The following is a 26,670-nucleotide window of genomic DNA, read 5'->3' as shown; positions in this document are numbered from 1 at the left end:
GTACTATGGCGGGGATCTGATCCCCGCCTTTTTTTTGCAGGGAGACGGTAATGGCCATGCAGCGCTTGTTCCAGCTGATGCAGGAGCAGAATGCTTCGGATATGTTTTTCGCCGTGCAGACGCCGGTGCACCTGAAGATCAATGGCGAGCTGGTTCCCGTCAACCAGCAGCCCCTCAGCGCCGACAACATCCACGCCCTGCTGGCCGAAATCGCCACGCCGGAGCAGTTGGCCGAACTGGCGCGCAGCAATGAGCTTAACATCGGTGTCAGTGCGCCCGGCCTGGGCCGCTTCCGCCTCTCGGCCTTCCGCCAGCGCGGCCAGATTTCCGCCGTGTTCCGCTATGTCCCGGCCAGCATCCCCGGCCTCGCCGAGCTCAGACTGCCGCCCGTTCTGGCCCAGCTGATCATGGAAAAGCGCGGCCTGCTGCTGATGGTGGGCGCTACCGGCTCCGGCAAATCCACCACCATTGCCGCCATGCTGGACCAGCGCAATGCGGAGCGTAGCGGCCATATCCTGACGCTGGAAGACCCGATCGAATACCTGTTCCAGAACCGTAAGTCCATCGTCAACCAGCGCGAAATCGGCAGCGATGCCAGCGACTTTGCCACCGCCCTGCGCAACGCCATGCGGCAGGCGCCCGACTGCATCGTGATCGGCGAAATCCGCGACCGCGAGGCGATGGCGGCGGCACTGGCGTATGCCCAGTCCGGCCATCTGGTGATCGCCACGCTGCATGCCAACAATGCCTACAATGCGCTGCACCGCATCCTCAGCTTCTACCCCATCGAGAACCGCCCGGCCCTGCTGCAGGATCTGGCCTCGACCCTGAAGGCCATCGTCAGCCAGCGCCTGCTGCAATCGGCCAGCGGCGGCCAGCGCACGGCCGCGGTGGAAGTGATGCTGAATACCCGCCACATTTCGGAACTGATAGAACAGGGCGAAATCGTACAAATCCGCGATGCCATGGAACAGAGCCTGTCGCCCGGTTCGCAGACTTTCGAACAGGCTTTGCTCAAGCTGCTGCAGCAAGGCCTGATCAGCCGCGACGAAGCACTGGCCCATGCGGATTCCGCCACCAATCTGCTGTGGCTACTGAATAATGGCCCCGATAGCCGCACCGCCGCCAGCCCGGCGCAGGCGGAGCCGCCAGCCGCCTCCTTTAGCGGCTTCCAGCTGAACGGCTAGGGCGGCTATTTGACTTCGCGCGCCAGTTTCAGCATCTGGTAGCTGATGGCCAGACCGCGCCGGCGCGATTCGGTCTGGTTGATGCGGAAGGCCAGCCCGTTGGGTTCCATCACCAGCCCGATCACGGCGCCGTTACGGAAAGACTCGGGATTTTCCCCCACCACCAGCACTGGCTCGTCGCCGAGTACCTCGAGCCAGCGGCGCAGATCGCCGCGTACGCCATTGCCCAGCACCAGTAGCTGGCACTGGCTGGCCCGCGATGGCTCGCTGAGGGCGACGATGCGGGTGCCGCCCGCCAGATTCTGGGTCAGCGCCCGCAAGGCTTCCTGCAGTTCGGCGTCGCCCGCCACGCAATAGGTGAATTCCCGTGCCGGTGGCGGCGGCCACTGGGTCAGCTGGGCAAAGCGGTAGATAAAGGCTGCCTTGAGCTGCAGCAGGTCGGCCGCCGGCGCCGCAGCGGCGCCCAGCATCAGTGCCAGCGCCATACTGCAGCGTATCAGGCCGGCCCTGAGCGTATTCATAGACCGAAACGGCGGCTAATGGACAGGCGCACGGTACGCCCTTCCTGCAGTAGTGGGACGCCCAGGCCGAGCGGGCGCGCAAAATAGCGCACATCGGTCAGATTGTAGGCCGACAGCGCCAGCTCGAAGTCCGCCGGCCGCCACAGCAGCGTGGTGTTCAGCAGCGCATAGCCGGGCAGCTGCAGGCCGCGGCTGCTGGTGCGGCTTTCGCTTTGCAGCTGCCATGACCAGCGCAGCCGCTCGCCTGCCAGCGGCTGGCTGTAGGAAGTTTTCACCATCACATGCGGCGAGTTATCCAGCGAGGCGCCGGCCGTATCGGTAGTACGCTGCAGCGACACGCCCAGCTGCAGCTGCTGGCCGCCAGCCCAGCGCCGCTCCAGTCCCAGTTCGGCGCCAACGTTGTGTATCGCGCCGCTGTTTTCGAACACATCGAGTTCGTGGTTGATGCTGATCAGGTCACGCATGCGCGAGCCATACAAGGATGCACGGTATTGCAGCTGCGGCGTCAGGCGCTGCTCCCATGCCAGTTCCAGCGTACGGATCCGCTCCGGCGTGGGTATCGGTGCTTCCATCGGCGCATTCACATGGTACTCGTACAGATTGGCGGCGCGGAAGGCGCTACCGTACATCAGCTTGAGCGTGGCATCGGGCCGGCCATTCCAGGTCCAGGCCAGGCGCGGATTGGTACTGGCGCCACCGGCGCGCGCTTCGTCATAGCGCAAACCCAGCGTCAGCTGCTGGCTCTCGCTCAGGGTCCAGGCATCCTGTACGAACAGGCCGTGGCGCCGGTTGACGCCATAGAAATAGTCGAACAGTGTGCCATCGCTGAGACCATAGGTGATGGACTGCTTGCGGTCGTACTGATATTCGAAACCCGCCATCAGATTATGGTCGCGCCAGCGCTGGGTACTCAGGCGCAGATCGGCATTCCACCAGCTGCCCAGCGCACGGCTGCTGTATTCATTCCAGCGCTGCTCGGGATCGATGAAGGGATACAGCGAGCGGTAATCCGTGTGCTTGGCCGAGATGGCAGCGTACAGCTGCCAGTCCTGCCCTAGCTGGTGCTGGTATTCCAGCACCGCAAAATGATTATCCGAGATGCGCCGGTCCTGCATCACGGCCACGGGCGAATCCGGCCCCTTGTATTCCGGTATGGCGTGTTCGCGCTGGCTGACACCACTACGCAGCGTCCAGTCGCCGAATTTGAACATCCCCAGCGCACGCTGGCCGCGCTCCCAGCTGAACTGGTTAAAGGCCTGCTGCAGGTCCGGCTGCACCATGAACGGCATGCCGATGGCATCCTGCTGGTAAGCGCTCAGGGCCAGCCAGCTTTCCCAGCCCTGTTCGGCACGGTGGCCCACGCTGACGCGCGCTTCATGCCGGTGCTGGCTATCGGTATTGACCCGCAGCTGCAGGCCATGCAGCTTGTCGACGCCCTTGGTGATGATATTGACCACTCCGAAAAAGGCATTATTGCCATACAGGGCGGAGCCGGGACCGGGTGCATATTCGACCCGGTCTATCAGATCCACGTCAACGAAAAACTCCGGCCCCAGCAGCCCGGCATCATAGATGTTCTCGTTGACGCGCATGCCGTCGACCAGAAACAGCAGGCGTGCGTTGAAGTCGCCCGGGCGGCCCAGCCCGCGCGCACCGACGTAGAAGAACTCGCCGTCATCGGCCACATACAGGCCGGGCATGGTACGCAGGATGTCGGCCATATTGCGCAAACCCTGGCGGGCAATTTCCACATCCGTCACCACATAGGTTACCGACGGTGCCTGCGCTGCGCTGCGGGCGAAGCGCGAGGAAGTCGATTCTTCGATATCGCGCGTCACTTCGCTAGGCGCCTGCCGCAGCAGTTCCTCCAGCGAGGGCGGATCCTGCGCCGTCTGCTGCGCCTGCGCCGGCAGCAGTGCCAGTGCCGGCAGCAAGCCGGCCGCCAGCGCGCGGAGCTTAGGCCATGCCATGCTGCGCTCTCCGGTAGGTATTCTTGCCAGCCCGCTTGGCCGCATACATGGCATGGTCGGAAGCGTTCAGCAGCGCGGTGGCCTCGCTCGCATCGAGCGGCGCAAAGGCCAGTCCCACAGTGGCGCCGATAGGCATCACGGCGCCGCTGATGGTCATGGTGACGCGCACCGCATCGATCAGGCGCTGGGCCAGCTGTTCCGCCACGGCTTCGTCGGGCAGTTCCGGCAGGATCAGGGCGAACTCGTCGCCCCCGAGGCGGCACAGCACATCGCGCGAACGCACAGCGGCCGACATGCGGCGCGAGACTTCGCACAGCACTTCGTCGCCGACTTCGTGGCCATACTGGTCGTTGACCTTCTTGAAGTTATCGAGATCGATGAACATCAGCGCCATCAGCTCGCCATGGTCGACGCACAAAGCCAGATGGCGCTGCAGTTCGCCCTGAAAGTACAGGCGGTTGGGCAAGCCCGTCAGGGCATCTTTGTGCGCCAGACGCTGGAATTTCTGACCCGCCTCGTGTTCCTGCTCCAGCTGGTGGCGCAGGTCGGCCTGCCAGATTTCTATCCGCTTGAGCATTTCGTTAAAGCGTTCGCTCAAGCGCCCTACTTCGTCGCGCCGGTAGATGGTGGCACGTTTGCTGTAGTCACGCTCCTGGGCGATATGTTCGGCCAGATGCGACAGCTCCACCAGCGGACGCAAGGCACTGCGCTGCACCAGCACCAGCCCGCGCCAGGCCACCAGTATCATCAGCACCATCAGCGCTATCGCCACCGTACTTAACAGCAGCACTGACAGGTGCAGGCTGGCCAGGCTTTCGCGCAGCACCAGCACACCGACCAGTTCATCCTTGAGGCGCACGGGCGCCCACACTTCCAGCGCACTCCAGCCCACCGAACTCCGGATGCCCGTACGCGCCAGCCCGGCCGGCGCCAGCGCGTGCAAGGGCGCAGCCTGACCCTCGGCCTGCCAGTGGGCGAACACCGTACCATCAGGCAGCTGCACCTGCACCTGCAGCAGATCGCTACGACGCGAGAATGCCTCCAGCTCGACCTGGGCAGCAATCCGGTCGGCAAATACCAGCATGGGAGAAACGCTATTGGCCAGCAGGCGCGCACTGAGTTCGGCACTATGCAGCTGGCGCTCGCGCGCCACATACCACGTCACCGTGGCCAGCAGCAGAAAGGTCAGCAGCATGGTCATGCTGAGCAGACGCAGATTCAACCGGGTCAGACGCTTGACCAGTGAATCGGCAGGTGGCAGCACGGCGGCATTAACTAGGTTCATGGGCGCTTGCAACGGACTAGGCGCGCAACTGTGGCGCAGCCGGGGAAATCGTTTTTTCCGTGAGGAATCTTCTTTCCGGAATTGTAAGCGCAATACGGGGAAAAGTCGCGGTTAAGCGGCGCCAGCGTGGCGGCGCCGCCACCCCGCTATCAGGAGGCCAGTTGCAGCGTGCGACGGGCAGCCTGGCGCTGCAGAACCTTAGGCTGGCGTTCGACTACCGCGCTACGCTGGGTCGAGATATTCACCAGCTTGAACTGGTTGACCAGCTGGCCCAGATGCAGCGCATGGTCGCGCATATCGCTGGCCACGGCGGCAGCCTGCTCCGTCACGGCGGCATTCTGCTGGGTGATTTCATCGAGGTGCATCACGGCTTCATTGACCTGCTCGATACCGCCGTGCTGGTCATTGCTGGCCTGGCTGATATCGGCCACGTGGGTATGCACTTCCGCTACCGAGCTGACGATGGTCTGCATGATGCGGCCGGCATCGGCCACCGACTGGCTGCCGCTGGCCACAGCCTGCGACGATGCTTCGATCACGCCCTTGATTTCCTTGGCGGCAGCGGCCGAACGCTGGGCCAGCGTACGCACTTCGGAAGCCACCACGGCAAAGCCGCGTCCCTGCTCGCCAGCACGGGCGGCTTCGACGGCAGCATTGAGTGCCAGAATATTGGTCTGGAAGGCGATGCCGTCGATCACGCTGATGATTTCCGTGATGCGGCGCGAACCGGCCGTAATCTCTTCCATATTGGCCACCACCTTGCGCACCACTTCGCCGCCTTTGGCAGCGACATCGGCCGCCGTATCGACCAGCACATTGGCCTTGTTGGCGTGTTCGGCGTTGTCGCGTACCGCCTGGGTCAGCTCTTCCATCGAGGCGGCCGTCTGTTCCAGCGAACTGGCCTGGGCTTCCGTGCGAGCCGACAGTTCCTGATTACCTTCTGCCATTTCCACCGCGCCGCGGCTGACCACGTCGCTCGACTCCTTGATCTGGCCGATCAGCAGTTTCACATTGATCTGCAGGATGCGCAGGGCCTGCAGGGCATCTTTGGCTTCCTTGCAGCCGCGCGCCTCGATATGGTGCGTCAGATCGCCATCACTCATCTGTTCGATATCGTGGCGGATCTGGTTCAGCGGCTCGACTGCGCTGTTATACGCCACCCCCCACAGCAGGCCGATCAGCAGTACCGACAGTACAGCGCCGCAACTAGCCCACAGCAGCATGCCCTGGGAGATGAACAGCGCCGTCGCCAGTGCGGCCAGGATCGCCACGCCACCCGCAGCGGCCAGACGGCTGCGCAGGCTGCTGATACGGCGCAGGCTGAATTTGCTCTTGTGGCGGGCCGGCACGACCTGGCCGTGGCGCACATGGATATGGGTAGCGCCTTCGCGCAGCAGTTTGTAGGCCGCTTCTGCCGCCTTGACTTTTTCACGGCTAGGTTTGATCCGGATCGAGGCATAGCCTATGATGCGGCCATGTTCTACCACCGGAGCGGCATTCGCCTCTACCCAGTAGTGATCGCCGTTCTTGCTGCGATTTTTGACCACGCCGTTCCAGGCTTTGCCGCCCTGCAGGCAGTGCCACATATCGGCAAAGGCGGCTGCCGGCATATCGGGGTGGCGCAGGATGTTCTGCGGCGCGCCCATCAGTTCCTGTTCGGAGTAGCCGCTGATTCTGACGAAGTCCTGATTGACGTAGGTGATATTCCCTTTCAAATCAGTCTTGGAGACGATGGTTTCTTCGTCCTTGAGCACGTATTCGACGTTGGTAACTGGTCCGTTGTTGCGCATGGCATTCCCCGAAAATCAAACGCGGCATGTCTCGTGAACATTCCGCAATATTTGTAAAGTGCAAATATTCTGGCGCGTTAAATCGGGCAGACCTAGCCAAGGGAACAGCACAAGCGGGTGTAGGGCTTGCATTTATGGCAGGCAACTAATTGTTGCTGAATGGAACTTTAACACCTCAAATTTGATGAAGCAACTCAAAAATTAATAAATTTGATTAATTAGAGAAAACTTGATCAAGGGGGTTCTCAAACCGGCAGAAGTCATGTAGGAAACGTCCAACAACTGCCGCATGCTGGCCGCGCGTGCTATCCTAGCGCCGCCTCGCCCCTTATCCAACCTATATTAAAGCCTTTGTTCGCCCATGCATATCACCCTCTACGGCATTCCGAACTGCGACACTGTCAAGAAAGCCCGCGTCTGGCTTGCAGAACGCCACCCTGAAACCGTGTTCCATGACTTTAAAAAACACGGTCTGAACGCCGAAACTGTTGCTACGTGGCTACAACAGCTCCCCCGCGATGTATTGATAAACAAGAAAGGTTTGACCTGGCGCAACTTATCCGAGCAGCGCAAAGCGGCCATCGTCGATGATGCCAGCGCCATCGCGCTGATGCTCGAGCAGCCGTCCGTGATCAAACGCCCCGTGCTGGACAAGGATGGCCAGATCTCCGTGGGCTACTCCGCCGACCAGTACCAACAAATCTTTTCCGCCTGAACCATGACCATGACTCCCTCCCGCACCCTGGCCCTGACTGAAAAACTGATATCGCTGTCCTCCGTAACGCCCGACGATCAGGGTTGCCAGAAACATCTGATCAGCCTGCTCGAGCCACTGGGCTTCGTCTGCGAAACCATAGAATCCAACGGCGTCACCAATCTGTGGGCACGCAAGGGCACGACGGCGCCGCTGCTGGTGTTTGCCGGCCATACCGACGTAGTGCCTACCGGCCCGGTGGAACAATGGCGCTCCGAACCGTTCAGCCCTACCCACCGCGATGGCAAGCTGTATGGCCGCGGCGCGGCCGACATGAAAACCTCCATCGCCGGCATGGTGGTGGCCTGCGAAGAATTCATCGCCGCCCATCCCGAGCACCGCGGTTCGATCGGCTTCCTGATCACCAGCGATGAAGAAGGTCCGGCCACGGATGGCACGGTAGTGGTGTGCAATATGCTCAAGGAACGGGGCGAAGTGCTGGATTACTGCATCGTCGGCGAACCGACCTCGGACGAGACGCTGGGCGACATGATCAAGAATGGCCGCCGCGGCTCGCTCTCGGGCAAACTCACCATCAAGGGTGTGCAGGGCCACATCGCCTACCCCCAGCTGGCGCGCAACCCTATCCATCTGGCGGCACCGGCCCTGGCCGAACTGGTGGCCGAACGCTGGGACGAAGGCAATGAATACTACCTGCCTACCTCGTGGCAGATGTCCAACATCAATGCCGGCACGGGCGCCAACAACGTGATTCCGGGCCAGATGGTGATCGACTTTAACTTCCGCTTCTCCACCGCCAGCACGCACGAAGAGCTGAAACGCCGCGTCCACGCCATCCTCGACAAACACGGCCTGCACTACGACCTGAAATGGGCTTTGAGCGGCCTGCCTTTCCTGACGCCGCGCGGCACCCTGAGCGATGCCCTGTCCGCCGCCATCCGCAGCGAGACGGGTGTCGAGACGGAACTGTCGACCACGGGAGGCACCTCGGATGGCCGCTTTATCGCGCAGATCTGCCCTCAGGTGATAGAATTCGGGCCTCCCAATGCCAGCATCCACAAGATCGACGAACATATCGAACTGCGTTTTGTCGATCCGCTGAAGAATATCTACCGCCGCACGCTGGAAAACCTGCTGGCCTGATCTGCCGCTGCGCGGCGTGCGCGACCTGTTGACCGTTATACCGAGAGAGCTATGAACACCACTCCATTCACCACGCCGCGCGACCTGCTGCGCTATGCCGTCACCCGCTTCAATGCTGCCGGCCTGTTTTTCGGCCATGGCAGCACGGAGGCTTTCGATGAAGCGGCCTACCTGATCCTGCATACCCTCAAGCTGCCGCTGGACCGGCTCGAGCCCTTCCTCGATGCCAAGCTGCTGGCCGAAGAAATCGCTGCCGTGCTGGCCGTGATCGGCCGCCGCACCAACGAGCGTGTGCCGGCTGCCTACATCACCAACGAAGCATGGCTGGGCAGCTACCGCTTCTACGTGGACGAGCGCACCATCGTGCCGCGCTCCTTCATCGCCGAGCTGATTCCGCAATACTTCGCCCCGTGGGTGACGGAACCGGAAAACGTGCGCAACGTGCTGGAACTGTGCACCGGCTCCGGCTGTCTGGCCATCATGCTGGCCGACGCCTTCCCTGATGCTGAAGTGGATGCCGTGGACATCTCGGCCGATGCGCTGGAAGTGGCGAAGAAAAACGTCGCCACCTACGAACTGCAGGACCGCCTGACGCTGATCCAGTCCGACCTGTACACCAATGTACCGGACAAGAAATACGACCTGATCATCACCAATCCGCCGTATGTGAATTCGGCCTCGATGAGCAAGCTGCCGATGGAATACCGCGCCGAGCCGGAACTGGCGCTCGATGGCGGCAAGGACGGCATGGATCTGGTGCGCAAGATCGTTGCCGGTGCAGCCGAACGCCTGACCGACGATGGCCTGTTGATCGTCGAAATCGGCAACGAGCGCGATTTCGCCGAAGCCGCTTTCGGTGAACTGGGTCTGACCTGGCTCACCACCAGCAATGGCGACGACATGGTGTTCCTGCTCACCGCCGACCAGCTCAAGCTGTAACCCGTCGCGACGCCACACGCTACCCGCTGCCACCCTAGCCCCGATAAGAAGAACCACCGATGATCCGTTTTATCCAAGTAAGCCTGATGCGCGGCGTGAAGCCGCTGCTGGAACAGGTCGATGTCACTCTCAACCCCGGCGACAAGATAGGCCTGATCGGCGCTAACGGCGCCGGCAAATCCAGCCTGTTCGCCATGATGCGCAACGAGCTGCATCCGGATCAGGGCGAGATCGACTTCCCGGCCAAATGGCGCGTCGCTTACGTGGCACAGGAAACCCCGCCGCTGGAACGGGCGGCACTCGATTACGCCATCGATGGCGACGTCAATCTGCGCAAGCTGGAAGCGGAACTGGCGCGGCTGGAAGCGGAACCGGAATCGACCGAGAACGGCCTCGCCATCGGCGAAGTGTATAGCGCGCTGGCCGATGCCGACGCCTACACCGTGCAGTCGCGCGGCGAACAGCTGCTGCTGGGTCTGGGCTTCACGCTGGAGCAGATGAAGCAGCCCGTCTCGAGTTTCTCGGGCGGCTGGCGTATGCGTCTGAATCTGGCGCAGGCGCTGATGTGCCCTTCCGACCTGCTGCTGCTCGATGAACCGACCAACCACCTGGATCTGGACGCCATCATCTGGCTGGAAGACTGGCTGAAACGCTACACCGGCACGCTCTTGATCATCTCGCACGATCGCGACTTCCTCGACGAAATCGTCAACGTCATCGTGCACATCGACGAGCGCAAGCTCAAGCGCTACTCGGGCAATTACTCCTCGTTCGAACGCCAGCGCGCCGCGCAGATGATACTGGCCGCCGGTGCCATGGAAAAGCAGCAGCGCAAGCGTGCCCACCTCGAATCCTTCATCAACCGCTTCAAGGCCAAGGCTTCCAAAGCGCGTCAGGCCCAGAGCCGTATGAAGGCGCTGGCCAAGATGGAAGAACTGGCGCCGCTGCGCGCCGCCGCCGAATTCTCCTTCGAATTCCGCGAGCCGCTCAACGCACCGAACCCGCTGCTGGTGATGGAGGACGTGGATGCCGGCTACCGCAGCGAAAACGAGAAGACGGGCGAGATCACCAGCAAGACCATCGTCAACCACATCAACTTCTCGCTGCAGATCGGCCAGCGTATCGGCCTGCTCGGTGTGAACGGTGCCGGTAAATCGACCCTGATCAAGACCATCGCCGGCGAACTGGCACCGCTGACCGGTACTGCCACTGTGGGCAAAGGCCTCAACATCGGCTACTTCGCCCAGCATCAGGTGGAAATGCTGCGTCACGACGAATCGCCGCTGTGGCATCTGGCCAAGATCGCGCCTACCGTGCGCGAACAGGAACTGCGCAACTTCCTCGGCGGCTTCAACTTCCCCGGCACCATGGTGACCAGCCCGATCGCACCATTCTCGGGCGGCGAGAAAGCCCGTCTGGCGCTGGCCCTGATCGTCTGGCAGCGCCCTAACCTGCTGCTGCTCGATGAACCGACCAACCACCTGGATCTGGAAACCCGCGAAGCGCTGACGGAAGCGCTGGCCCAGTTCGAAGGCACGCTGGTAGTGGTCTCGCACGATAGACACCTGCTGCGCGCCACCACCGACCAGTTCATCATCGTTGCCGACGGCAAGCTGCAACCGTTCGACGGCGACCTCGATGACTACAAGGACTGGATGATGCAGACCAAGCTGGGTAAAGGCACGGATGTGCTGCCCGCTGCGGGCAAAGCCAACCAGACCGATTACCCGGTGACGTCGCCCGTCGCTGCTGCGCCCGCGCCTGCGCCGGCAGCCCCGGCAGCCAGCACTGCTGCCGCGCCAGCCGCTACCTTCCAGACCAAGGAACAGAAGCGGCAGGCAGCGGAAGACCGTCAGCGCCTGTCGGCCCAGCGCAAGCCGCTGGAGCAGAAGCTGAAAAAGGTCGACGAACAGATGGCCAAACGCAGCACCCAGAAAAGCCAGATCGAAGCACAGCTGGCCGAGCCGGACATCTACGACGCCGCCAACAAGCCGCGCCTGATCAAGCTGCTGGCCGAGCAGACCGACGTCACGCGCGAACTGGGCGAGCTGGAATCCGAATGGCTGTCGCTGCACGAACAGCTGGAAGCGCTGGCCTAGAGTAACAGCTACTGCGGCCGGCAGCGCCGGCCGGCACTCACGCTGCCTGCCGCACGCCGACCGGCGCTTTGCGCACCGACATCAGCTTCTCGATATCGACCACAATCAGGCGGCGGCCATCGACCTCGCCCCGCCCCAGCAGGTAATCGACACTGGCGGCACCGGCGATGGGCTGCACCTGCTCCAGCGACAGCGTCACCACATCGGTAATGCCATCCACCACGATGCCCACCACGGCATCGGACAGCTGCAGAATGATCACGTCCGTGCGCGGATCATGCTGCGGCGGACGGGGACCGAACGCCACGCGCATATCCACAATGGGCATGATGACTCCGTGCGATACCGCCACACCAGCCACGATTTCGCCGGCCGAAGCAAAGCGCTCCAGTGCCTGCAAGGGGCGCAGCTCCCTGACCTTGGCAAAATCGAGCGCGTAATCAAGCCCGCCTAGGCGGAATACCAGATACTGGCCAGCGCCGGCGGCAGCGTCCTGAGTGTGCATAGTCAAACCAGACATGATCATCCTTTCGTCCACGAAGCGGGATAACAAGCATGTCTCATCCTAGCCTCGGCAGGCCCGCAAAGCGTTGAGCAGCGTCAACTTTTGCCGGTCCCCGCCCTGTGCGCTGCTACAATCCTTGCATGAAACCCGACCAGCCAGTCATGCCGCCCGAGCAGCCACTACGTGGCATACGGGTGCTCGATCTGACCCGTCTGCTGCCCGGCCCCGTCGCCACCATGCATCTGGCCGACATGGGCGCCGAAGTCATCAAGATCGAAGACCCCGGTCCCGGCGACTATGCACGCAGCATGGGGCCCGTGCGCAATCAGGTGTCGCAGTTCTTCGTGGCCGTCAACCGCGGCAAGCAGCTGCAGCGGCTGGACCTGAAAGATGCAGCCCAGCGTGAGCAGCTGCTGGCCATGGTGGAACAGGCGGATGTGCTGGTGGAGAGCTTCCGGCCCGGCGTGATGGACAAGCTGGGGCTGGGCTGGAGCGTGCTGAAACAGCGCAATCCGCGCCTCGTCATGTGCGCCATTTCCGGCTACGGCCAGCAAGGCCCGCTGGCACAGCAGGCCGGCCACGATATCAACTACATCGGCTATGCCGGCATGCTGGCGCAGAACTGCGCCAGCGATGGTGTGCCGGTGCTGCCCAATCTGCAGATCGGCGATCTGCTGGGCGGAGCGCAGGCAGCGCTGCAAGGCATACTGGCGGCACTGGTCGCCGTCAAGATGGGCGGCGCCGGAAGGCTGGTGGATATTTCGATGACGGCCACGGTCATGGCACATAACATCATGCCGCTGGTGGCCGTGAACAATGGTGCGCCAGCCGTCGCCGGCGCCGATCTGCTGACCGGCGGTGTGCCCTGCTACAGCGTGTACCGCACGGCCGACGGACGCTACATGGCCGTGGGCGCACTGGAACTGAAATTCTGGCAGACCTGCTGCGAAGTGCTGCAGCGGCCGGACCTCAAGCAGCACCACTGGCAACTGGGCCAGCAGGTAGGCGGTGCCGATGCCATGGCCGTCAAGGCGGAACTGGCCGAACTGTTCGCCCGCCGTACGCTGGCCGAGTGGAGCGCCCGCTTTGCTGCCGCCGATTGCTGTGTCACGCCCGTGCTCACCACGGAAGAAGCCTTGCAGCACCCGCTATTCGCCACGCTGGTCAGCCAGCGCGAGCATCCCAGCGAAGGCCTGTACTGGAGCGTAGGCCAGCCCGTGCAATTCCACTACTAGCCGGCAGATCCGGCGACCGGCGCTAGCGCTCAGGCGTCCGGTTCCAGCGGCGGAGTCCAGTCCAGCGGGCCGTGGCTGCCGGAGAACACCACATGCATGCCGGGCACGGTGGTGCGCACCTTGGCCTTCAGGTCTTTGGCAGGCCTGTCATACGGCGGATTGCCGTCGGGCGCGAAACTCATGGTCCGCAGCAGCACATCGCCCGTCAGCTGCTCCACCTTGCAGTGGGAACCGCGCATGATAGTCAGCTTCTGCCGCTCGATCAGATTGACTTCTTCCTGCGCCTGCTCGTGCTGCACTTCGGCTGCCTTCAGCAGCAGCGACAACTTGGAGATGGCTCGCAGCGAAGGCCCCACATTGGCAGCCATCTTGTGGAACAGCTGTTCCTGATCGGGTGTCAGCACCACCTCGCGCTTGCGCACGCGCGTGGCCAGCGACAGATAGGTGCGCACTTCCGTCTGTCCGGACAGCGCTTCGATTTCATTGCGCCGTATGCGCGCTTCGTGCGCCGTCTGCTGCACGCGCGGCTGCAGCTCCATGATCTTCTTGTTGAACTTGGACAGATCGGGCACCAGCGTGTACAGCAGCATTTCGTGCTGGCGGCGCGGGCCCGCGCTCTGGATTTCGATCTTGCGGGCACCGATGGCGCAGCCCTCGGCCACCTTGATGTGCACTTCCTCGGCCAGAATTTCGCAGTTGCTGGCTTCGTCGATATACACCCTGGAGCCGGAAATGATGCAGCTTTCGGCCCGCGTCAGATGCACCTCGCCCTTGCGGGTCTGCAGCACGGCACCAGAAGCCACGCCCCGTACCAGAATATCGCCTTCCTGATTGGTAGTGGTGCCGCCCATCAGATTGCGGCTCAGCGTAATGGTGCCGCCGCGCGAACTGATGTTGCCGAATACATCACCATGGATGGTGATATTGCCGCCATCGACTACGCGCTGTTCCTGCACGTCGCCGAATTCCTCGTACTCGCCTGTCAGTTGCAGATTGCCCGTAGTGCGCGCACTCACGCCTTCGCGGCTGATAATCTTGGGGCCGATCGACAAACGCTTGGTAGTTGCGTCGATGCTGAGGAAGCCTTCCACCGCGGACACCAGAAACTCGCCATCGGGGCTGTTCTCGATCACCGTGCCTTCGCCCGCCATATCGCTCAGTTCCAGATCGCGTGGCACAGGCGGCTCCAGCACGATGCCGGACAATTCATAGCCGCGCGCACCCATCACGCGCGGCACTTTGCGCAGCAGGCGGACATTGGCCTTGACCTGCGGGAAGCGGTTCTGGAAAGCCTGCAGATCGAGCTTGCCATCTTTTTTCTCGCGCGGCGCATCGCTGCGGTGGATATCCTGCGACACTTCCTCGATAGTAGCGTCACGTCCCGGCGCTGCGGCCAGCCGGCGCGCCGCCACAATGCGCGCTACGCGGCCGTAGGAAATCACATCGCGTATGGCTGGCGCATCGATGCCGAAGCGTACGCCCTTGACCCACATATCGGAAACGAACTCGTCGAAATTCAGCCGCGCCGGCTGGGCGGGCATATCGGGGATCTCGAAAAATACCGGCTCGAAGAAGTACTCGGCTTCGCCGTTAATCAGTTTGACGGCCTTGTACAGCGTGCGGCGGGTGGGGTGAAACGGTTCTATGCTGGCCGCAAAGCGGATCATGGGCTGGCTGGCCAGATTGGGCGGCAGATCCGGCCCGCAATTGTATAAAAGCTTGATCAGAATCGCGTAATCGAGACCAGCAAAATAGGAGCTGCTGAGGAAAACCTGACTTACCGCAGAAAGGCAGGAACGTGGCGAGGCCTCCCGCGCAAAGAAGATACCGTCGGGACGCTTGATGATTGCTGCAGGCAGATCACCCTCTACCGCCTGTCCTGGCGCCTGAGCCTCATCCGACACAATGTTCCTCACAAAACGGGGCAATTCCCGAAACTAGATTAGCATGAACGCTAGAAATTTGGCAGTGCATGGCTAGCTGGCGATCGAAGGTGCGCGCGGGTCCAGATGCCAGTCCAGCGCACCGGCACTGTCGCAGAACAGCATGCGGCCCGCGCCGCCGTTGCGCAGGCGCTGCTTGAGGTCCTTGGCCGGCTGCTGGATCAGCGCCGTGCTGGTGCTCTGGAACGGCATGGTACGCACCATGGTTTCGCCGCACACCATGCGCAGGCAGCAGCGTGCATGGCCGGTGGCAGCGAGCTTCTGCTCGATCACGCGCTGCAGCTTCTCCTGCGTCATCTTGAGCTGGGCATGGCCGGGGCGCAGTTCATCGCGCAGCGTGGAGATGGCTTGCAATTCGGTTGCCACTGCGCCGGCTATCTTGCGCAGCAGATGGCCCTGCTCGGGCGACAGCTGCAGTTCCTGATTGCGCAGCTTCTGCGCCAGCGCCAGATAGCGGCGCACATCGGGAATGGCGGCGATCGCATCGATCTTCTGCTGGACTTCGGCATTCGCCTGCTGCAGCACCGTTTCGCGCTGACCCAGCTCGCTGATCTCCTGATCGAACTGGCTGACATCGCGCACCAGCACATGCACCAGCATTTCCGTGCGCCGGCGCGGACCGGCACTGTCGATCTCCACATCGCCGCCCGCAACGGCGCAGCCTTCGGCCAGCTCGATGCGCACATGGTCGGCGATGATTTCGCAATTGGAGGCATCGGTAATCGTTACGCTGGTGCCGGAAATGACGCAGTTCTCGGCCCGGCCTATGACGATCTGGCCGCTATCCGTATGGATCACCGAACCGGAGGCCACCCCGCTGATGGTGATATTGCCGGCCGCATTGTGTACTGCGCCGCTGACCAGATTCTGCCCCAGCACCACGGTGCCGCCGCGCGAAGTGATATTGCCGTAGACATTGCCGTGCACGGTGATATCGCTACCCGTCACTTCGCGCTGTTCCTGGATATCACCGAATTCCTCGTAGGCGCCGGCCAGCTCCAGATTGCCCGTGGTCTTGCCGCTGACGCCATCGAGGCTGATGATCTTGTCGGTGATGGAGATGCGCTTGGACTTGGCATCCACATTCAGGAAGCCCTTGCGGGTCGACACCACATATTCGCCATCTTCGAACATGCGCACTTCCGTGCCCTCGCCGGCGAAGAAGCTCAGCGTCAGGTCCTGCGGTGCATCGGGCGCCGTGCGGCGTCCGCCCGTGTCGTAGCCGGGCAGGCCCGGCACGGCCGGTATCTTCTTGAGCAGTTTGACATTGGCTTCGATCTGCGGGAAGCGGTTCTGGAAGCTGCCCAGATCGACCCGGCCATCAGCCCGCTCCTTGGGCGCGTCGCTGCGGTGCAGATCGGACGAGACTTCTTCCACCCGGGCATTCTGGCCCGGCTGCGGATCCAGATCGATGGCCACAGTGATGCGGTCCGACTTGGTGGAAGCAATCGCGGCCGCCACGGCTGCCACTTCGATGCCGAACAATATGCCCTTGTTCCACATCTCGGTGACGAATTCATCTACGTTCAGGCGGGTGGGACGCTCGGGTATGATGGTGCCGTCGGACAGCTCCTGGGCTTCCAGATACAGCGTTTCGAAATAGTATTCGGCATAGCCGCGCCCCAGTTTAGGCGGCTTGTACAGGGCCACCCGCTCGGGCGCGATTTCACCGAGATCAGTGGCGATGCGTACCAGATCCTTGCTGGGCATTTCCGGCCCCACGCCATACAGGGCCTTGATCAGCACCTTGTAGTCGAGACCGGCAAAATAGCGGTGCGAGTGGAACACCTCGTTGATCGCGGCCACCAGCGTCAGTTGCGACATCGACATGTCGATGAAGATACCATCACCCTGACGCACCAGACCGACAGGCAAGCCGACGCCCGGAGCGCCAACTTCCTCCTCTGATGTCACTAGAGCAACGTCTTGAACCACTATCTCCCTCCGAACGGCATGCACGCGTTCAGACATTGCGTGCAATTAATTAATCTTACACGCTGCCTAAAAGGAAGGTTGAGTAATTCACATTGTGGGAAGCATAATTGTGAACTAATTGCTACATATCAATAATACATTGATAAGTATGCAGCAATAATGGGGAGCAAATCGAGGCGCGAATGAAGGCAAACTAGCGCCGCGGCGGATTGGCGTAAATGTCCTGCCCCGCTTCATTGATCTGGCGACGCAGATCACGCCGCTCGTCGGGCGTCAGGCGACCGGCCCGGCGATTCATTTCGGCATTGCGGCCAGCTTCCTGCATGGCGCGGCGCTGCTCTTCGGCGCGTGCTTCGTAGCTGCGCGGATCGATCTGGCGCAGATCGCTGCTCCGGCCATCCTGCCCCCGGCCCGCCGACATATCGCGTCCCGGACCACTACGGCCTTCATCACGGTGCTGGCCTTCACCCATATCGGCCGCCTGGGCCAGACCGGCACATACCACGCCGCACGCCAGCAAGGCGCTGACGGACGACCGCACGCAAAAATATGCGCTGGCTGCCGCGTTCATTTTTTTGTGAGTGATGCCCATCTTGGCGTTCCTAATGACTGAATCTATGTCCCGAGTGTATGCTGGATTACCGGACGCCGTAAGAGCAATTGGGTAAAGTTTGTAACACTTTGTAATGCCTTTAATCAGGCATTTTCGTGGAACGATTATGACGTTACCATAGCAACATGAATATGACAAATCTGGCAGGGACATGACTAGTTTATCGACTGAATCCAGCAACAGCGCCGCCAACCTGAATGGCCATCAGGCCAAAATCATGGTAGTGGACGACGACGTGCGCCTGCGCGATCTGCTGCGCCGCTATCTGACCGAACAGGGTTTCAACGTCTTCACGGCAGAAAATGCCACCGCCATGAACAAGCTCTGGCTGCGCGAGCGCTATGACCTGCTGGTGCTGGACCTGATGCTGCCCGGCGAAGACGGCCTGTCGATCTGCCGCCGCCTGCGCGGTGCGGGTGACCAGACCCCCATCATCATGCTGACCGCCAAAGGTGAAGACGTGGACCGCATCGTCGGGCTGGAAATGGGCGCCGACGACTACCTGCCCAAGCCCTTCAACCCGCGCGAACTGGTGGCCCGCATTGGCGCCGTGCTGCGCCGCCGTGGTCCGGACGAGATTCCGGGCGCACCATCGGAAACCCCGCAATCGTTCGAGTTCGGCCAGTTCGTGCTCGATCTGGGCACCCGCACGCTGAAGAAAAACGGCGAGACAGTGCCGCTGACCACGGGCGAATTCTCCGTACTCAAGGTATTTGCCCGCCACGCACGCCAGCCGCTGTCGCGCGAGAAGCTGATGGAACTGGCACGCGGCCGCGAATACGAAGTGTTCGACCGCAGTCTGGACGTGCAGATTTCGCGTCTGCGCAAGCTGATCGAACCTGATCCATCGAGCCCGCTGTACATCCAGACCGTCTGGGGTCTGGGCTATGTCTTCATACCGGAGGGTCAGCCGCGCTAAGGCGCGCCCGCGTAATGATGTCCCGTTTCTCGCTCCGGCTGGCTAGCCTGAAAAGTGGCCTGTTCTGGCGCACCTTCTTCCTGCTGGGCGCCCTCACCACGCTGAGCATGACGGCCTGGGTCGGCATGATCAGCGTGGTGCAGCACGAACCGCAAGTCCAGCAGATTTCCTCGCAGGTGATCTCGGTGGTCACCATCACCCATGCCGCCCTGACCCACTCGGCGCCCGAACTGCGGCGCGAGCTACTGTTCGATCTGGTGGCCAACGAAGGCATACGCGTGTTCGCGCTGGAGGATGACGACAAGGTCGAGCCGCCGCCCGCCAATGCCCTCATGCCCGACATCGAAAAACTGGTGCGTGCCAAACTGGGGCCGGACACCCGCTTCTCGTCCAAGGTGAATGGCACGCCGGGCTTCTGGGTCAGCTTCAAGATCGACGACGATGCCTACTGGCTGATGCTGGAACGCGAGCGCATACGCGGCCTGACAGGCATACAGTGGCTGGGCTGGGCCAGCGTGGTATCGGTAGTGTCTCTGATCGGTGCGGCCTTCATATCCAGCCTGATCAACCTGCCGCTGCGCCGCCTGACGCAGGCCACGCGGGCGTTTGCGCAAGGCCGGCGGCCGGCGCCGCTGCCGGAAAAAGGGCCGGCCGAAATCATGGAAGCCAACCGCAGCTTCAACCAGATGGTGGTACAGCTGCAGCAGGTGGAATCGGACCGCGCCGTGATTCTGGCCGGGATATCGCACGACCTGCGCACCCCGCTGGCACGCATGCAGCTGGAAGTGGAGATGGCCGACCTGTCGAAAGAAGCGCGCGAAGGCATGCAGTCCGACATCGGCCAGATGGACGACATCATCGGCCAGTTCCTCGATTACGCCAAACCGACGGAAGCTTCCAGCTTCACCAGCATCGACCTGTCGGCCCTGCTGGAAGAAACCGCGCATGAAGCGGAGCGCCTGCCCGATGTGCGCATCTGCACCGAAATCACGGCAGATGCCCACGCCATGGGCAATGCCACCGATCTGAAACGCGTCATCAACAACCTGATCGAAAACGCGCGCCGCTACGGCAAGACGCCGGGCAGCGATGTCACCGAGATCGATATCCGCTGCAGCTTCAAAGGTAGCCATGCAGCGCGCCGCATCCTGATCGAAGTGCAGGACCACGGCACGGGTGTGCCGGACGAGCAGATCGAGCAATTGCTGAAACCCTTCACCCGCCTCGACACGGCACGCGGACAGGCCAACGGCGCCGGCCTCGGTCTGGCCATCGTCGAACGGGTGATCCAGCGCCATGGCGCCGAACTGCAGGTGCGCAACCGCGAAGGCGGCGGCCTGCAGATCCAGATCAGCATGAAAGCAGTATGAGGCAGGCTATCCTTAACCAGTACGCCAGGCCCCGCCGCGTCCTGACGCTATGCCTGTCCGCCCTGCTGCTGGCAGGCGCCAGCGCCCACGGCAAAGGCGCCGCCAGCTCCTCGCAGCAGCGCGAGCCGACCGAAGCAGAGCGCAGCAGCTTCGATGACTACTACCGCCAGCTGGCACTGAGCGAGGCAGCTGGTGCGCGCCCCGTCGCGCCGCTGTTCGCACCGGCGTTCGAGATTGCGCGCCGCCGTGGCCAGCCATGGCAGGTCATCGCCCGCGTCGACAGCGCACCGCGCCATTCGGCCGTAGACCTGTGCCGCCAGATCCGTTCCAGCTACATCTACGACGCCGGCGCCAAAGCGGGCACGCGCTGGCAACCGGCCGCCCAGCCGCCCACATGGCATGTCTGGCTGGCCCGTCCCAACACCATCTGCACGGCAGTGGCGCACACGGTACTGATGGACCCCGGCGTACCACCCGACGATGTAGTGGCCCTGCTGCGCCAGCACGGCGAACTGTTGCAGCGTGCCCGTCTGCTACTGGCCGGGAACTCGCAATGCATACGCCAGCGCGCCCTGCCCTTTACGCTGAGCGCCATCGAACCGGCAGCCGCCGCGGATGGCGCCGCCAAAATGTACGCGCTGGTCTTCGATAGCGACCGCGACACGCGCGTGCGGGTGGCAGTGCGCAAGCACCGCGGCGAATACGCGGCGTGGAATGTCAGCTGCCCCTAGCATCCGAATCAGCTTCCGCCAGCAGCGCCATGCTGCGGCACGCTGTCTGCCAGCAGCCGGGTCAGCAGCAATTCCACCGAACCATAGCCGAACAGTGAATCCGTTTCCAGCCCCGGCGTGTCATATGGCACGGCCTCTTCCCGCTCGGTGCGGGCAGGATCAGCGTCGGCATAGGTCACGCGCCACGCACGCTGCAGGCCATGGGCGCGGCGCAGGAATTGCGGCATCGGCCAGTCTGCCGCCTGCCAGTGCTGGCTCTGCCCCAGCACCGGCCAGTGGCCGCTAGCGAGTGCCATATCGCCCACCCGCAGCACCCGCAGCGCTTGCTGCGGCGCGAATAGGTCGAGCTGTTCAACCGTCAGTAGCTGCGGCAGGCGCGGCCCGAACAGATAGGCCAGCATGATCTTACTGGCCGGTGCCAGCCGCGCCACCATGCCCCAGCAATAAGCACCATCGAGTAGTGGTACAGCAAACCAGCTGCCTTCACGATAGGATGGCTTCATCCCGCCCCTTTCTTTACACCCGTTCCGGGGCTGCTGCCCCACCTGCATCGAGTGTAATCACACCGGCCCATATAAGGCGCACGCCAGTTCGCGCAGCGCAGAAATTACCCCTTGGAATTACCCCGGAGAATTACGTGGCATTTCTTCAACATTTGGCTACTGGCGTCAAAAATCTGCTGAAAAAGCGGGCAGATCGGCGCAGAATACCAGCGCTTAGTGCAATTTTTACAACTATATAGGGGTAGTAGCATGAAGACTTTTCTGCAATCTCTCTCGGGTGCTGCGCTCGTACTGGCCATGGCCAGCGTGCAGGCCACCCCCTCCGTCAGCAACGCCGGGTTCGAGACAGGCGATTTTAGTGACTGGACGCTGAGTGGCGATGCGGACCACAATCTGGTGTCCGGCGATCTGCCCTATGATGGCAGTTATAGCGCCGTGTTCGGCCAGAGCGGTAGCGCCGCCACACTGAGCCAGACACTAGCCACCGATGCCGGCCACAACTACATCGTCAGCTTCTGGCTGGCCAATCTCGGCGGCAGCGTGAACAACGACAGCACCATCAATTCCGTCGAAGTGCTGACCAACGACCACAGCATCTGGCTCTACCAGGACAAAACAGCCAGCGACTACACCAAATACTCCCTGCAGTTCACTGCGGACAGCGCCAATACCGTGCTGGCATTCAAGCTGCGGCATGACGAAACGTTCTGGCTGCTCGACAACGTCACCGTGATCCCCTCCATCCCCGAACCCGCCAGCTGGCTCATGCTGGGCGCCGGTCTGGGCCTGCTAGCCTTGCAACGCCGCCGCAGCTAACCGCACAGGAGTTCGCCATGTCCGTATCCGTCACCGTGGGCGGCACGCCGCTCGACCGTATCATCAGCCTGGGCAACGCCCCTGTCAGCCAGACCGGTGCTGGCGGCCAGTGGGTCAACGCCTGGTCCTACAGCGGCGTCACTGCCCTGCATAAAGCCGATGCAGGCAATGCAACCGAAGCCTGGAGCGTGCTCAAATATACCGACCTGCTGGCTTCCACGCTGGCCGGCGGCGACATCTACCGTGGCGATCTGGGCGTCAGCGGCGTGTCCTCGGCCACCAGCAGCATCAAGCAGGAAGTCGATGGCCGCGAAGCGCTGCGCTTCAATCTGGCCGAGGCAGCCAAAGCCGTAACACTCAACCTCGCCAGTTTCTTCGCCAACGATGAAGCGACCGGCTACGCGGAAGCGCTGCGTCTGCGCCTGTTTGATGCGCAAGGCAATCTGGTGGACGAACGCTTCATCACGGCCGACAGCCTGAGCGGCAACCAGCTGGTGCAAGTGAACAGCGAACAGAATTTCCGCAGCCTAGAACTGAGTGCCGGCGCCCAGCGTGCCGATGGCAGCTTTGCCTTTGGTGCCTATAACAATGCCGATGGCAGTTTCGGCACCAGCAGCTTCAACAAACATGGCAGCGATTTCCTGCTGCATGCTATCAGCTTCACGCTGGCCCGCCCCCATGCCGATGCCGATAGCTACACGCTGGACGAAGATGCGCCGCAGCAGAGCTATGCCAGCGTGCTGGCCAATGATCAGGATCCGAATGGCCAGTCGCTCACGGCCGTGCTGGAGCAAGGCCCCAGCCATGGCACCCTGAGCCTGAACGCGGACGGCAGCTTTGTCTACCGGCCCGATGCCGATTACAACGGCAGCGACAGCTTCAGCTACCACGCCAGCAATGGCAAAGACAATTCCGATAGCACCAGCGTCAGCCTGACCATCAAACCCGTCAACGACGCCCCCGTGGCGCTCGGCGATACGGCCAGCACCAATGAAAACACTGTCGTCAGCGGCAATGTCCTCGATGGCAGCAATGGCGGCAAGGATAGCGACAAAGATGGCGATACACTGGTGGTGAGCAATCCCGGCAGCTATACCACCACGCTGGGCGCCACAGTCACGCTCGGCAGCAATGGCGCGTTCAGCTATGATCCGCGCGCGTCGCAAGCTTTGCAGGCCCTGAACAGCGGCGAGCAGCGCACCGACGGCTTTGATTACATGGTCAGTGACGGCCATGGTGGCAGCAGCACTGCCCATGTGGCGGTGGTGGTCAATGGCGTGACCGATACCCCGCCTACCGGCAACCTGAAGGGCATCATGCCCAACGTCCAGCCGGGCACGGAGCTCACCTACTATATGCGCTATACCGATGGCAGCAACAACACCGGCTGGATGAAACTCGATGGTTTCTCTTTCGGTGCCAGTGCCGAAACAAGCTGGATAAAAGGCAGCGGTGCCGCCGTCGGCAAGCCGCAACCGGAGGCTTTCGAACTCTCGCTGGGTAGCGCTGCGGCGCAAGCGGCGTTCACCTCGGCGATCATGCGGGGCGGCCACCTGGAGCGAGTAGAAATCGAAGCCTATGCAGGCGATCCGGCACTCAGAGCGGTGGTACAGGAATTCAATTTCAGCACCGTGTATGCCACGGGCGTCCAGACCAGCGCTGGCGCCGACGGCAGCACCAGCAATCACCTCAGCTTTGTCTACCAGGCGGTCGATGAAGCACTGACACCGCTGACCAAGGATGGCGCGCCGAGTAGGACAGCCGCTGACTTTGCCTGGAACGTCGCCACCATGAACAGCGACCTGCCGGCAGGCGGTAGCGTCCATGACGGTGCCGACGCCATTCAGCGCAGCCTAGACCCGCAAATCACCAGCAGCACACCGCTGGAATATTTTATCCATGTCGATGGTGTCGATGGCTGGGTGCCGCTGAGTGGTTTCAGCTTCGGCTTCACGGCCGAGACCTCCTTCCTCAAAGGCAGTGGCGCTTCCGTAGGCAAAGCCCAGCCGGACAGCGTCAAGCTCGATCTGGGGCAAAGCGCCGCACTGGTCAAACTGATGAACGATCTGCGCAGCGGCACCAGCACCAATGTGCAGATCGAGGCCTATGCCGATGACGTGCGTGACGGTTCACCGGCCCTGGTCGATGAGTATTTCTTCAATTCGGCCTTTACCACCGCCATCGAGAACGGCGATGCAGCAAGCAATAGTGTCGATCTGGTCTACAAGTCGTTCACCCACGCCCAGCGCGGCTTCGACAAAACCGGCCAGTTGACGACGCCCACCCTGACCGGCTTTGACCTCGCCAAGCAACAGGCCGAGACGCCCCCCACCATGGCGGCGGAAGCGCTGAGCAAACCAGCTGCCCCCAGCGTCGAACCGGGCAGCGACCTCACCTACTATATGCGCTATACCGATGGCAGCAACAACACCGGCTGGATGAAAATCGATGGTTTCTCTTTCGGTGCCAGTGCCGAATCGAGCTGGCTAAAAGGCAGCGGTGCCGCCGTCGGCAAGCCGCAACCGGAGGCTTTCGAACTCTCGCTGGGTAGCGGTGCAGCACAAGCGGCATTCACCTCGGCGATCATGCGGGGTACCCACCTGGAGCGAGTAGAAATCGAAGCCTATGCCGGCGATCCGGCACGCAGGGCGGTGGTTCAGGAGTTTAATTTCAGCACCGTGTATGCCACGGCAGTCCAGACCAGCGCTGGCGCCGACGGTAGCACCAGCAATCACCTGAGCTTTGTCTACAAGGCGGTCGATGAAGCACTGACACCGCTGACCAGGGATGGCACGCCGAGTAGGACAGCCGCTGAGTTTGCCTGGAACGTCACCACCATGAACAGCGACCTGCCGGCAGGCGGCAGCGTCCATGACGGTGCCGACGCGATTCTGCGCAGCCTAGACCCGCAAATCACCAGCAGCACACCGCTCGAATATTTTATCCATGTCGATGGTGTCGATGGCTGGGTGCCGCTGAGTGGTTTCAGCTTCGGCTTCACGGCCGAGACCTCCTTCCTCAAAGGCAGTGGCGCTTCCGTAGGCAAAGCCCAACCGGACAGCGTCAAGCTCGATCTGGGACAAAGCGCCGCACTGGTCAAACTGATGAACGATCTGCGCAGCGGCGCCAGCACCAATGTGCAAATCGAGGCCTACGCCCATGACGTGCGTGACGGAACACCGGCTCTGGTTGACGAGTATTTCTTCAATTCGGCCTTTACCAGCGCCATCGAAAACGGCGAGGCAGCAAACAATAGTGTCAATCTGGTCTACAAGTCGTTCACCCACGCCCAGCGCGGCTTCGACAAAAACGGCCAGTTGACCACGCCCACCCTGACCGGCTTTGACCTCACCAAGCAACAGGCCGAGACGCCCCCCACCATGGTGGCGGAAGCGCTGAGCAAACCAGCTGCCCCCAGCGTCGAACCGGGCAGCGATCTCACCTACTATATGCGCTATACCGATGGTAGCAACAACACCGGCTGGGTGAAACTCGATGGTTTCTCTTTTGGTGCCAGTGCCGAAACAAGCTGGATAAAAGGCAGTGGCGCCGCCGTCGGCAAGCCGCAACCCGAAGCTTTCGAACTCTCGCTAGGTAGCGGTGCGGCGCAAGCGGCATTCACCAAGGCGATCATGCAGGGTACCCACCTGCAGCGAGTAGAAATCGAAGCCTATGCCGGCGATCCGGCACGCAAGGCGGTGGTTCAGGAATTCAATTTCAGCACCGTGTTTGCCACGGGCGTCCAGACCAGCGCTGGCGCCGACGGTAGCACCAGCAATCACCTGAGCTTTGTCTACCAGGCGGTCGATGAAGTACTGACACCGCTGACCAGGGATGGCTCGCCAAGTAGGACATCATTCGACTTTTCCTGGAATGTCTCCACCATGAACGACATCCTGCCGGCAGGCGGCAGCGTCCATGACGGTGCCGACGCGATTCTGCGCAGCCTCGACCCGCAAATCCCCAGCAGCACACCACTGGCATATTTTATCCATGTCGATGGTGTCGATGGCTGGGTGCCTCTGAGCGGATTCAGCTTCGGCTTCACGGCCGAGGCTTCCTTCCTCAAAGGCAGTGGCGCCTCCGTAGGCAAAGCCCAGCCGGACAGCGTCAAGCTCGATCTGGGGCAAAGCGCTGCACTGGTCAAACTGATGAACGATCTGCGCAGCGGCACCAGCACCAATGTGCAGATCGAGGCCTATGCCCATGGCGGGCGTGACGGAGCACCGGCTCTGGTCGATGAGTATTTCTTCAACTCGGCCTTTACCAGCGCCATCGAAAACGGCGAGGCAGCAAATAACAGCATCGATCTGGTGTACCGCTCCTTCACCCATGCCCACCGCGGCATCGACAGCCATGGCGGGCTAACCCCGTTCAGCTTGCTAGGCTTTGACTTATCCGCCATGAAAACGGTAGGGGTTCCCGATCCCGTGCCCGACGTGTTCGGATAA

General features: G+C 62.0%; 20 protein-coding genes. 11 read left to right on the top strand and 9 right to left on the bottom strand.

Features of this window, described 5'->3' with window-relative positions; genetic code table 11:
- Positions 1–50 precede the first annotated feature (50 nt).
- The gene (locus GTP23_RS09275) at positions 51–1,187 is read left to right on the top strand and encodes a PilT/PilU family type 4a pilus ATPase (RefSeq protein WP_161034915.1); all 1,137 of its coding nucleotides are present in this window, start codon (positions 51–53) and stop codon (positions 1,185–1,187) included.
- Positions 1,188–1,192: 5 nt separating this feature from the next.
- Here GTP23_RS09275 and GTP23_RS09270 read toward each other — a convergent pair whose 3' ends face one another.
- The 4 genes from GTP23_RS09270 to GTP23_RS09255 all read right to left on the bottom strand — a co-directional run bounded on the left by GTP23_RS09270 (position 1,193) and on the right by GTP23_RS09255 (position 6,753).
- The gene (locus GTP23_RS09270; protein ID WP_229256025.1) at positions 1,193–1,708 is read right to left on the bottom strand and encodes a YfiR family protein; all 516 of its coding nucleotides are present in this window, start codon (positions 1,706–1,708) and stop codon (positions 1,193–1,195) included.
- Complete coding sequence (locus tag GTP23_RS22955) at positions 1,705–3,678, bottom strand: TonB-dependent receptor plug domain-containing protein (protein ID WP_161034914.1); 1,974 nt, start codon at positions 3,676–3,678, stop codon at positions 1,705–1,707. The genes GTP23_RS09270 and GTP23_RS22955 overlap by 4 nt, the downstream gene beginning before the upstream one ends.
- Positions 3,665–4,963, bottom strand: coding sequence for a sensor domain-containing diguanylate cyclase (locus GTP23_RS09260; protein ID WP_161034913.1), 1,299 nt, complete (start codon positions 4,961–4,963; stop codon positions 3,665–3,667). The genes GTP23_RS22955 and GTP23_RS09260 overlap by 14 nt, the downstream gene beginning before the upstream one ends.
- Before the next feature lie 149 nt (positions 4,964–5,112).
- Positions 5,113–6,753: a methyl-accepting chemotaxis protein gene (locus tag GTP23_RS09255; protein WP_161034912.1), complete on the bottom strand. Its 1,641-nt coding sequence runs from the start codon at positions 6,751–6,753 to the stop codon at positions 5,113–5,115.
- Between the two features lie 361 nt (positions 6,754–7,114).
- On the opposite strand from GTP23_RS09255, the gene GTP23_RS09250 reads away from it, so the two are divergent.
- From GTP23_RS09250 to GTP23_RS09235, 4 genes are read left to right on the top strand one after another with little or no spacing between them, the layout of a single operon-like run.
- A complete protein-coding gene (locus GTP23_RS09250) occupies positions 7,115–7,468 on the top strand; it encodes an ArsC family reductase (protein WP_161034911.1) in 354 nt (117 codons plus the stop codon).
- 9 nt (positions 7,469–7,477) lie between these two features.
- The gene (gene dapE / locus GTP23_RS09245; RefSeq protein WP_161034910.1) at positions 7,478–8,611 is read left to right on the top strand and encodes a succinyl-diaminopimelate desuccinylase; all 1,134 of its coding nucleotides are present in this window, start codon (positions 7,478–7,480) and stop codon (positions 8,609–8,611) included.
- A 51-nt stretch (positions 8,612–8,662) separates the two neighbouring features.
- Positions 8,663–9,550, top strand: a complete 888-nt coding sequence (prmB, locus tag GTP23_RS09240; protein WP_161034909.1) for a 50S ribosomal protein L3 N(5)-glutamine methyltransferase — start codon at positions 8,663–8,665, stop codon at positions 9,548–9,550.
- A 59-nt stretch (positions 9,551–9,609) separates the two neighbouring features.
- Positions 9,610–11,649: an ATP-binding cassette domain-containing protein gene (locus tag GTP23_RS09235; RefSeq protein WP_161034908.1), complete on the top strand. Its 2,040-nt coding sequence runs from the start codon at positions 9,610–9,612 to the stop codon at positions 11,647–11,649.
- Positions 11,650–11,686: 37 nt separating this feature from the next.
- On the opposite strand, the gene GTP23_RS09230 is transcribed toward GTP23_RS09235, so the two are convergent.
- A complete protein-coding gene (locus GTP23_RS09230) occupies positions 11,687–12,169 on the bottom strand; it encodes a chemotaxis protein CheW (RefSeq protein WP_229256024.1) in 483 nt (160 codons plus the stop codon).
- Between the two features lie 125 nt (positions 12,170–12,294).
- Between GTP23_RS09230 and GTP23_RS09225 the strand changes: the two genes are divergently transcribed.
- The gene (locus GTP23_RS09225) at positions 12,295–13,389 is read left to right on the top strand and encodes a CaiB/BaiF CoA transferase family protein (RefSeq protein ID WP_229256023.1); all 1,095 of its coding nucleotides are present in this window, start codon (positions 12,295–12,297) and stop codon (positions 13,387–13,389) included.
- A gap of 29 nt (positions 13,390–13,418) precedes the next feature.
- Here GTP23_RS09225 and GTP23_RS09220 read toward each other — a convergent pair whose 3' ends face one another.
- The 3 genes from GTP23_RS09220 to GTP23_RS23080 form a co-directional block, all read right to left on the bottom strand.
- Positions 13,419–15,293, bottom strand: coding sequence for a flagellar assembly protein A (locus GTP23_RS09220; protein ID WP_161034907.1), 1,875 nt, complete (start codon positions 15,291–15,293; stop codon positions 13,419–13,421).
- A 72-nt stretch (positions 15,294–15,365) separates the two neighbouring features.
- Complete coding sequence (locus GTP23_RS09215; RefSeq protein WP_371866872.1) at positions 15,366–17,246, bottom strand: flagellar assembly protein A; 1,881 nt, start codon at positions 17,244–17,246, stop codon at positions 15,366–15,368.
- Between the two features lie 214 nt (positions 17,247–17,460).
- A complete protein-coding gene (locus GTP23_RS23080; RefSeq protein ID WP_161034906.1) occupies positions 17,461–17,859 on the bottom strand; it encodes a hypothetical protein in 399 nt (132 codons plus the stop codon).
- Between the two features lie 172 nt (positions 17,860–18,031).
- Here GTP23_RS23080 and ompR point away from each other — a divergent pair, with 172 nt between their 5' ends.
- Genes ompR through GTP23_RS09195 form a run of 3 tightly spaced genes read left to right on the top strand, consistent with a single transcriptional unit; the run spans position 18,032 to position 20,900 of the window.
- Complete coding sequence (gene ompR / locus GTP23_RS09205) at positions 18,032–18,799, top strand: osmolarity response regulator transcription factor OmpR (RefSeq protein ID WP_155435023.1); 768 nt, start codon at positions 18,032–18,034, stop codon at positions 18,797–18,799.
- A 17-nt stretch (positions 18,800–18,816) separates the two neighbouring features.
- Positions 18,817–20,169 (top strand): ATP-binding protein, encoded by a 1,353-nt coding sequence (locus GTP23_RS09200; protein WP_371866911.1) that lies wholly within the window; start codon positions 18,817–18,819, stop codon positions 20,167–20,169.
- Positions 20,166–20,900, top strand: a complete 735-nt coding sequence (locus GTP23_RS09195; RefSeq protein WP_229256022.1) for a hypothetical protein — start codon at positions 20,166–20,168, stop codon at positions 20,898–20,900. The genes GTP23_RS09200 and GTP23_RS09195 overlap by 4 nt, the downstream gene beginning before the upstream one ends.
- An 8-nt stretch (positions 20,901–20,908) precedes the next feature.
- Here the strand turns inward: GTP23_RS09195 and GTP23_RS09190 are convergent, their stop codons facing one another.
- Positions 20,909–21,403, bottom strand: coding sequence for an Imm26 family immunity protein (locus tag GTP23_RS09190; protein ID WP_161034904.1), 495 nt, complete (start codon positions 21,401–21,403; stop codon positions 20,909–20,911).
- 249 nt (positions 21,404–21,652) lie between these two features.
- On the opposite strand from GTP23_RS09190, the gene GTP23_RS09185 reads away from it, so the two are divergent.
- Both GTP23_RS09185 and GTP23_RS09180 read left to right on the top strand, forming a co-directional pair.
- The gene (locus GTP23_RS09185) at positions 21,653–22,219 is read left to right on the top strand and encodes a DUF642 domain-containing protein (RefSeq protein WP_161035556.1); all 567 of its coding nucleotides are present in this window, start codon (positions 21,653–21,655) and stop codon (positions 22,217–22,219) included.
- 17 nt (positions 22,220–22,236) lie between these two features.
- The gene (locus tag GTP23_RS09180; RefSeq protein ID WP_161034903.1) at positions 22,237–26,670 is read left to right on the top strand and encodes a cadherin-like domain-containing protein; all 4,434 of its coding nucleotides are present in this window, start codon (positions 22,237–22,239) and stop codon (positions 26,668–26,670) included.

Source organism: Duganella fentianensis (assembly GCF_009857835.1).
In the GTDB taxonomy this organism is placed as follows: domain Bacteria; phylum Pseudomonadota; class Gammaproteobacteria; order Burkholderiales; family Burkholderiaceae_D; genus Rugamonas; species Rugamonas fentianensis.
This window is presented reverse-complemented; position numbering and strand designations above follow the sequence as displayed.

What these genes read in the sequence shown, in the direction of transcription:
- GTP23_RS09260 (WP_161034913.1), bottom strand. Translation starts at nt 4,963, where the DNA reads ATGAACCTAGTTAATGCCGCCGTGCTGCCACCTGCCGATTCACTGGTC.
- GTP23_RS09230 (WP_229256024.1), bottom strand. Translation starts at nt 12,169, where the DNA reads ATGTCTGGTTTGACTATGCACACTCAGGACGCTGCCGCCGGCGCTGGC.
- GTP23_RS09250 (WP_161034911.1), top strand. Translation starts at nt 7,115, where the DNA reads ATGCATATCACCCTCTACGGCATTCCGAACTGCGACACTGTCAAGAAA.
- dapE (WP_161034910.1), top strand. Translation starts at nt 7,478, where the DNA reads ATGACTCCCTCCCGCACCCTGGCCCTGACTGAAAAACTGATATCGCTG.
- GTP23_RS09195 (WP_229256022.1), top strand. Translation starts at nt 20,166, where the DNA reads ATGAGGCAGGCTATCCTTAACCAGTACGCCAGGCCCCGCCGCGTCCTG.
- GTP23_RS09270 (WP_229256025.1), bottom strand. Translation starts at nt 1,708, where the DNA reads ATGAATACGCTCAGGGCCGGCCTGATACGCTGCAGTATGGCGCTGGCA.
- GTP23_RS09200 (WP_371866911.1), top strand. Translation starts at nt 18,817, where the DNA reads ATGTCCCGTTTCTCGCTCCGGCTGGCTAGCCTGAAAAGTGGCCTGTTC.
- GTP23_RS09235 (WP_161034908.1), top strand. Translation starts at nt 9,610, where the DNA reads ATGATCCGTTTTATCCAAGTAAGCCTGATGCGCGGCGTGAAGCCGCTG.
- GTP23_RS09225 (WP_229256023.1), top strand. Translation starts at nt 12,295, where the DNA reads ATGAAACCCGACCAGCCAGTCATGCCGCCCGAGCAGCCACTACGTGGC.
- prmB (WP_161034909.1), top strand. Translation starts at nt 8,663, where the DNA reads ATGAACACCACTCCATTCACCACGCCGCGCGACCTGCTGCGCTATGCC.
- GTP23_RS22955 (WP_161034914.1), bottom strand. Translation starts at nt 3,678, where the DNA reads ATGGCATGGCCTAAGCTCCGCGCGCTGGCGGCCGGCTTGCTGCCGGCA.
- GTP23_RS23080 (WP_161034906.1), bottom strand. Translation starts at nt 17,859, where the DNA reads ATGGGCATCACTCACAAAAAAATGAACGCGGCAGCCAGCGCATATTTT.
- GTP23_RS09275 (WP_161034915.1), top strand. Translation starts at nt 51, where the DNA reads ATGGCCATGCAGCGCTTGTTCCAGCTGATGCAGGAGCAGAATGCTTCG.
- GTP23_RS09180 (WP_161034903.1), top strand. Translation starts at nt 22,237, where the DNA reads ATGTCCGTATCCGTCACCGTGGGCGGCACGCCGCTCGACCGTATCATC.
- GTP23_RS09185 (WP_161035556.1), top strand. Translation starts at nt 21,653, where the DNA reads ATGAAGACTTTTCTGCAATCTCTCTCGGGTGCTGCGCTCGTACTGGCC.
- GTP23_RS09255 (WP_161034912.1), bottom strand. Translation starts at nt 6,753, where the DNA reads ATGCGCAACAACGGACCAGTTACCAACGTCGAATACGTGCTCAAGGAC.
- GTP23_RS09190 (WP_161034904.1), bottom strand. Translation starts at nt 21,403, where the DNA reads ATGAAGCCATCCTATCGTGAAGGCAGCTGGTTTGCTGTACCACTACTC.
- ompR (WP_155435023.1), top strand. Translation starts at nt 18,032, where the DNA reads ATGACTAGTTTATCGACTGAATCCAGCAACAGCGCCGCCAACCTGAAT.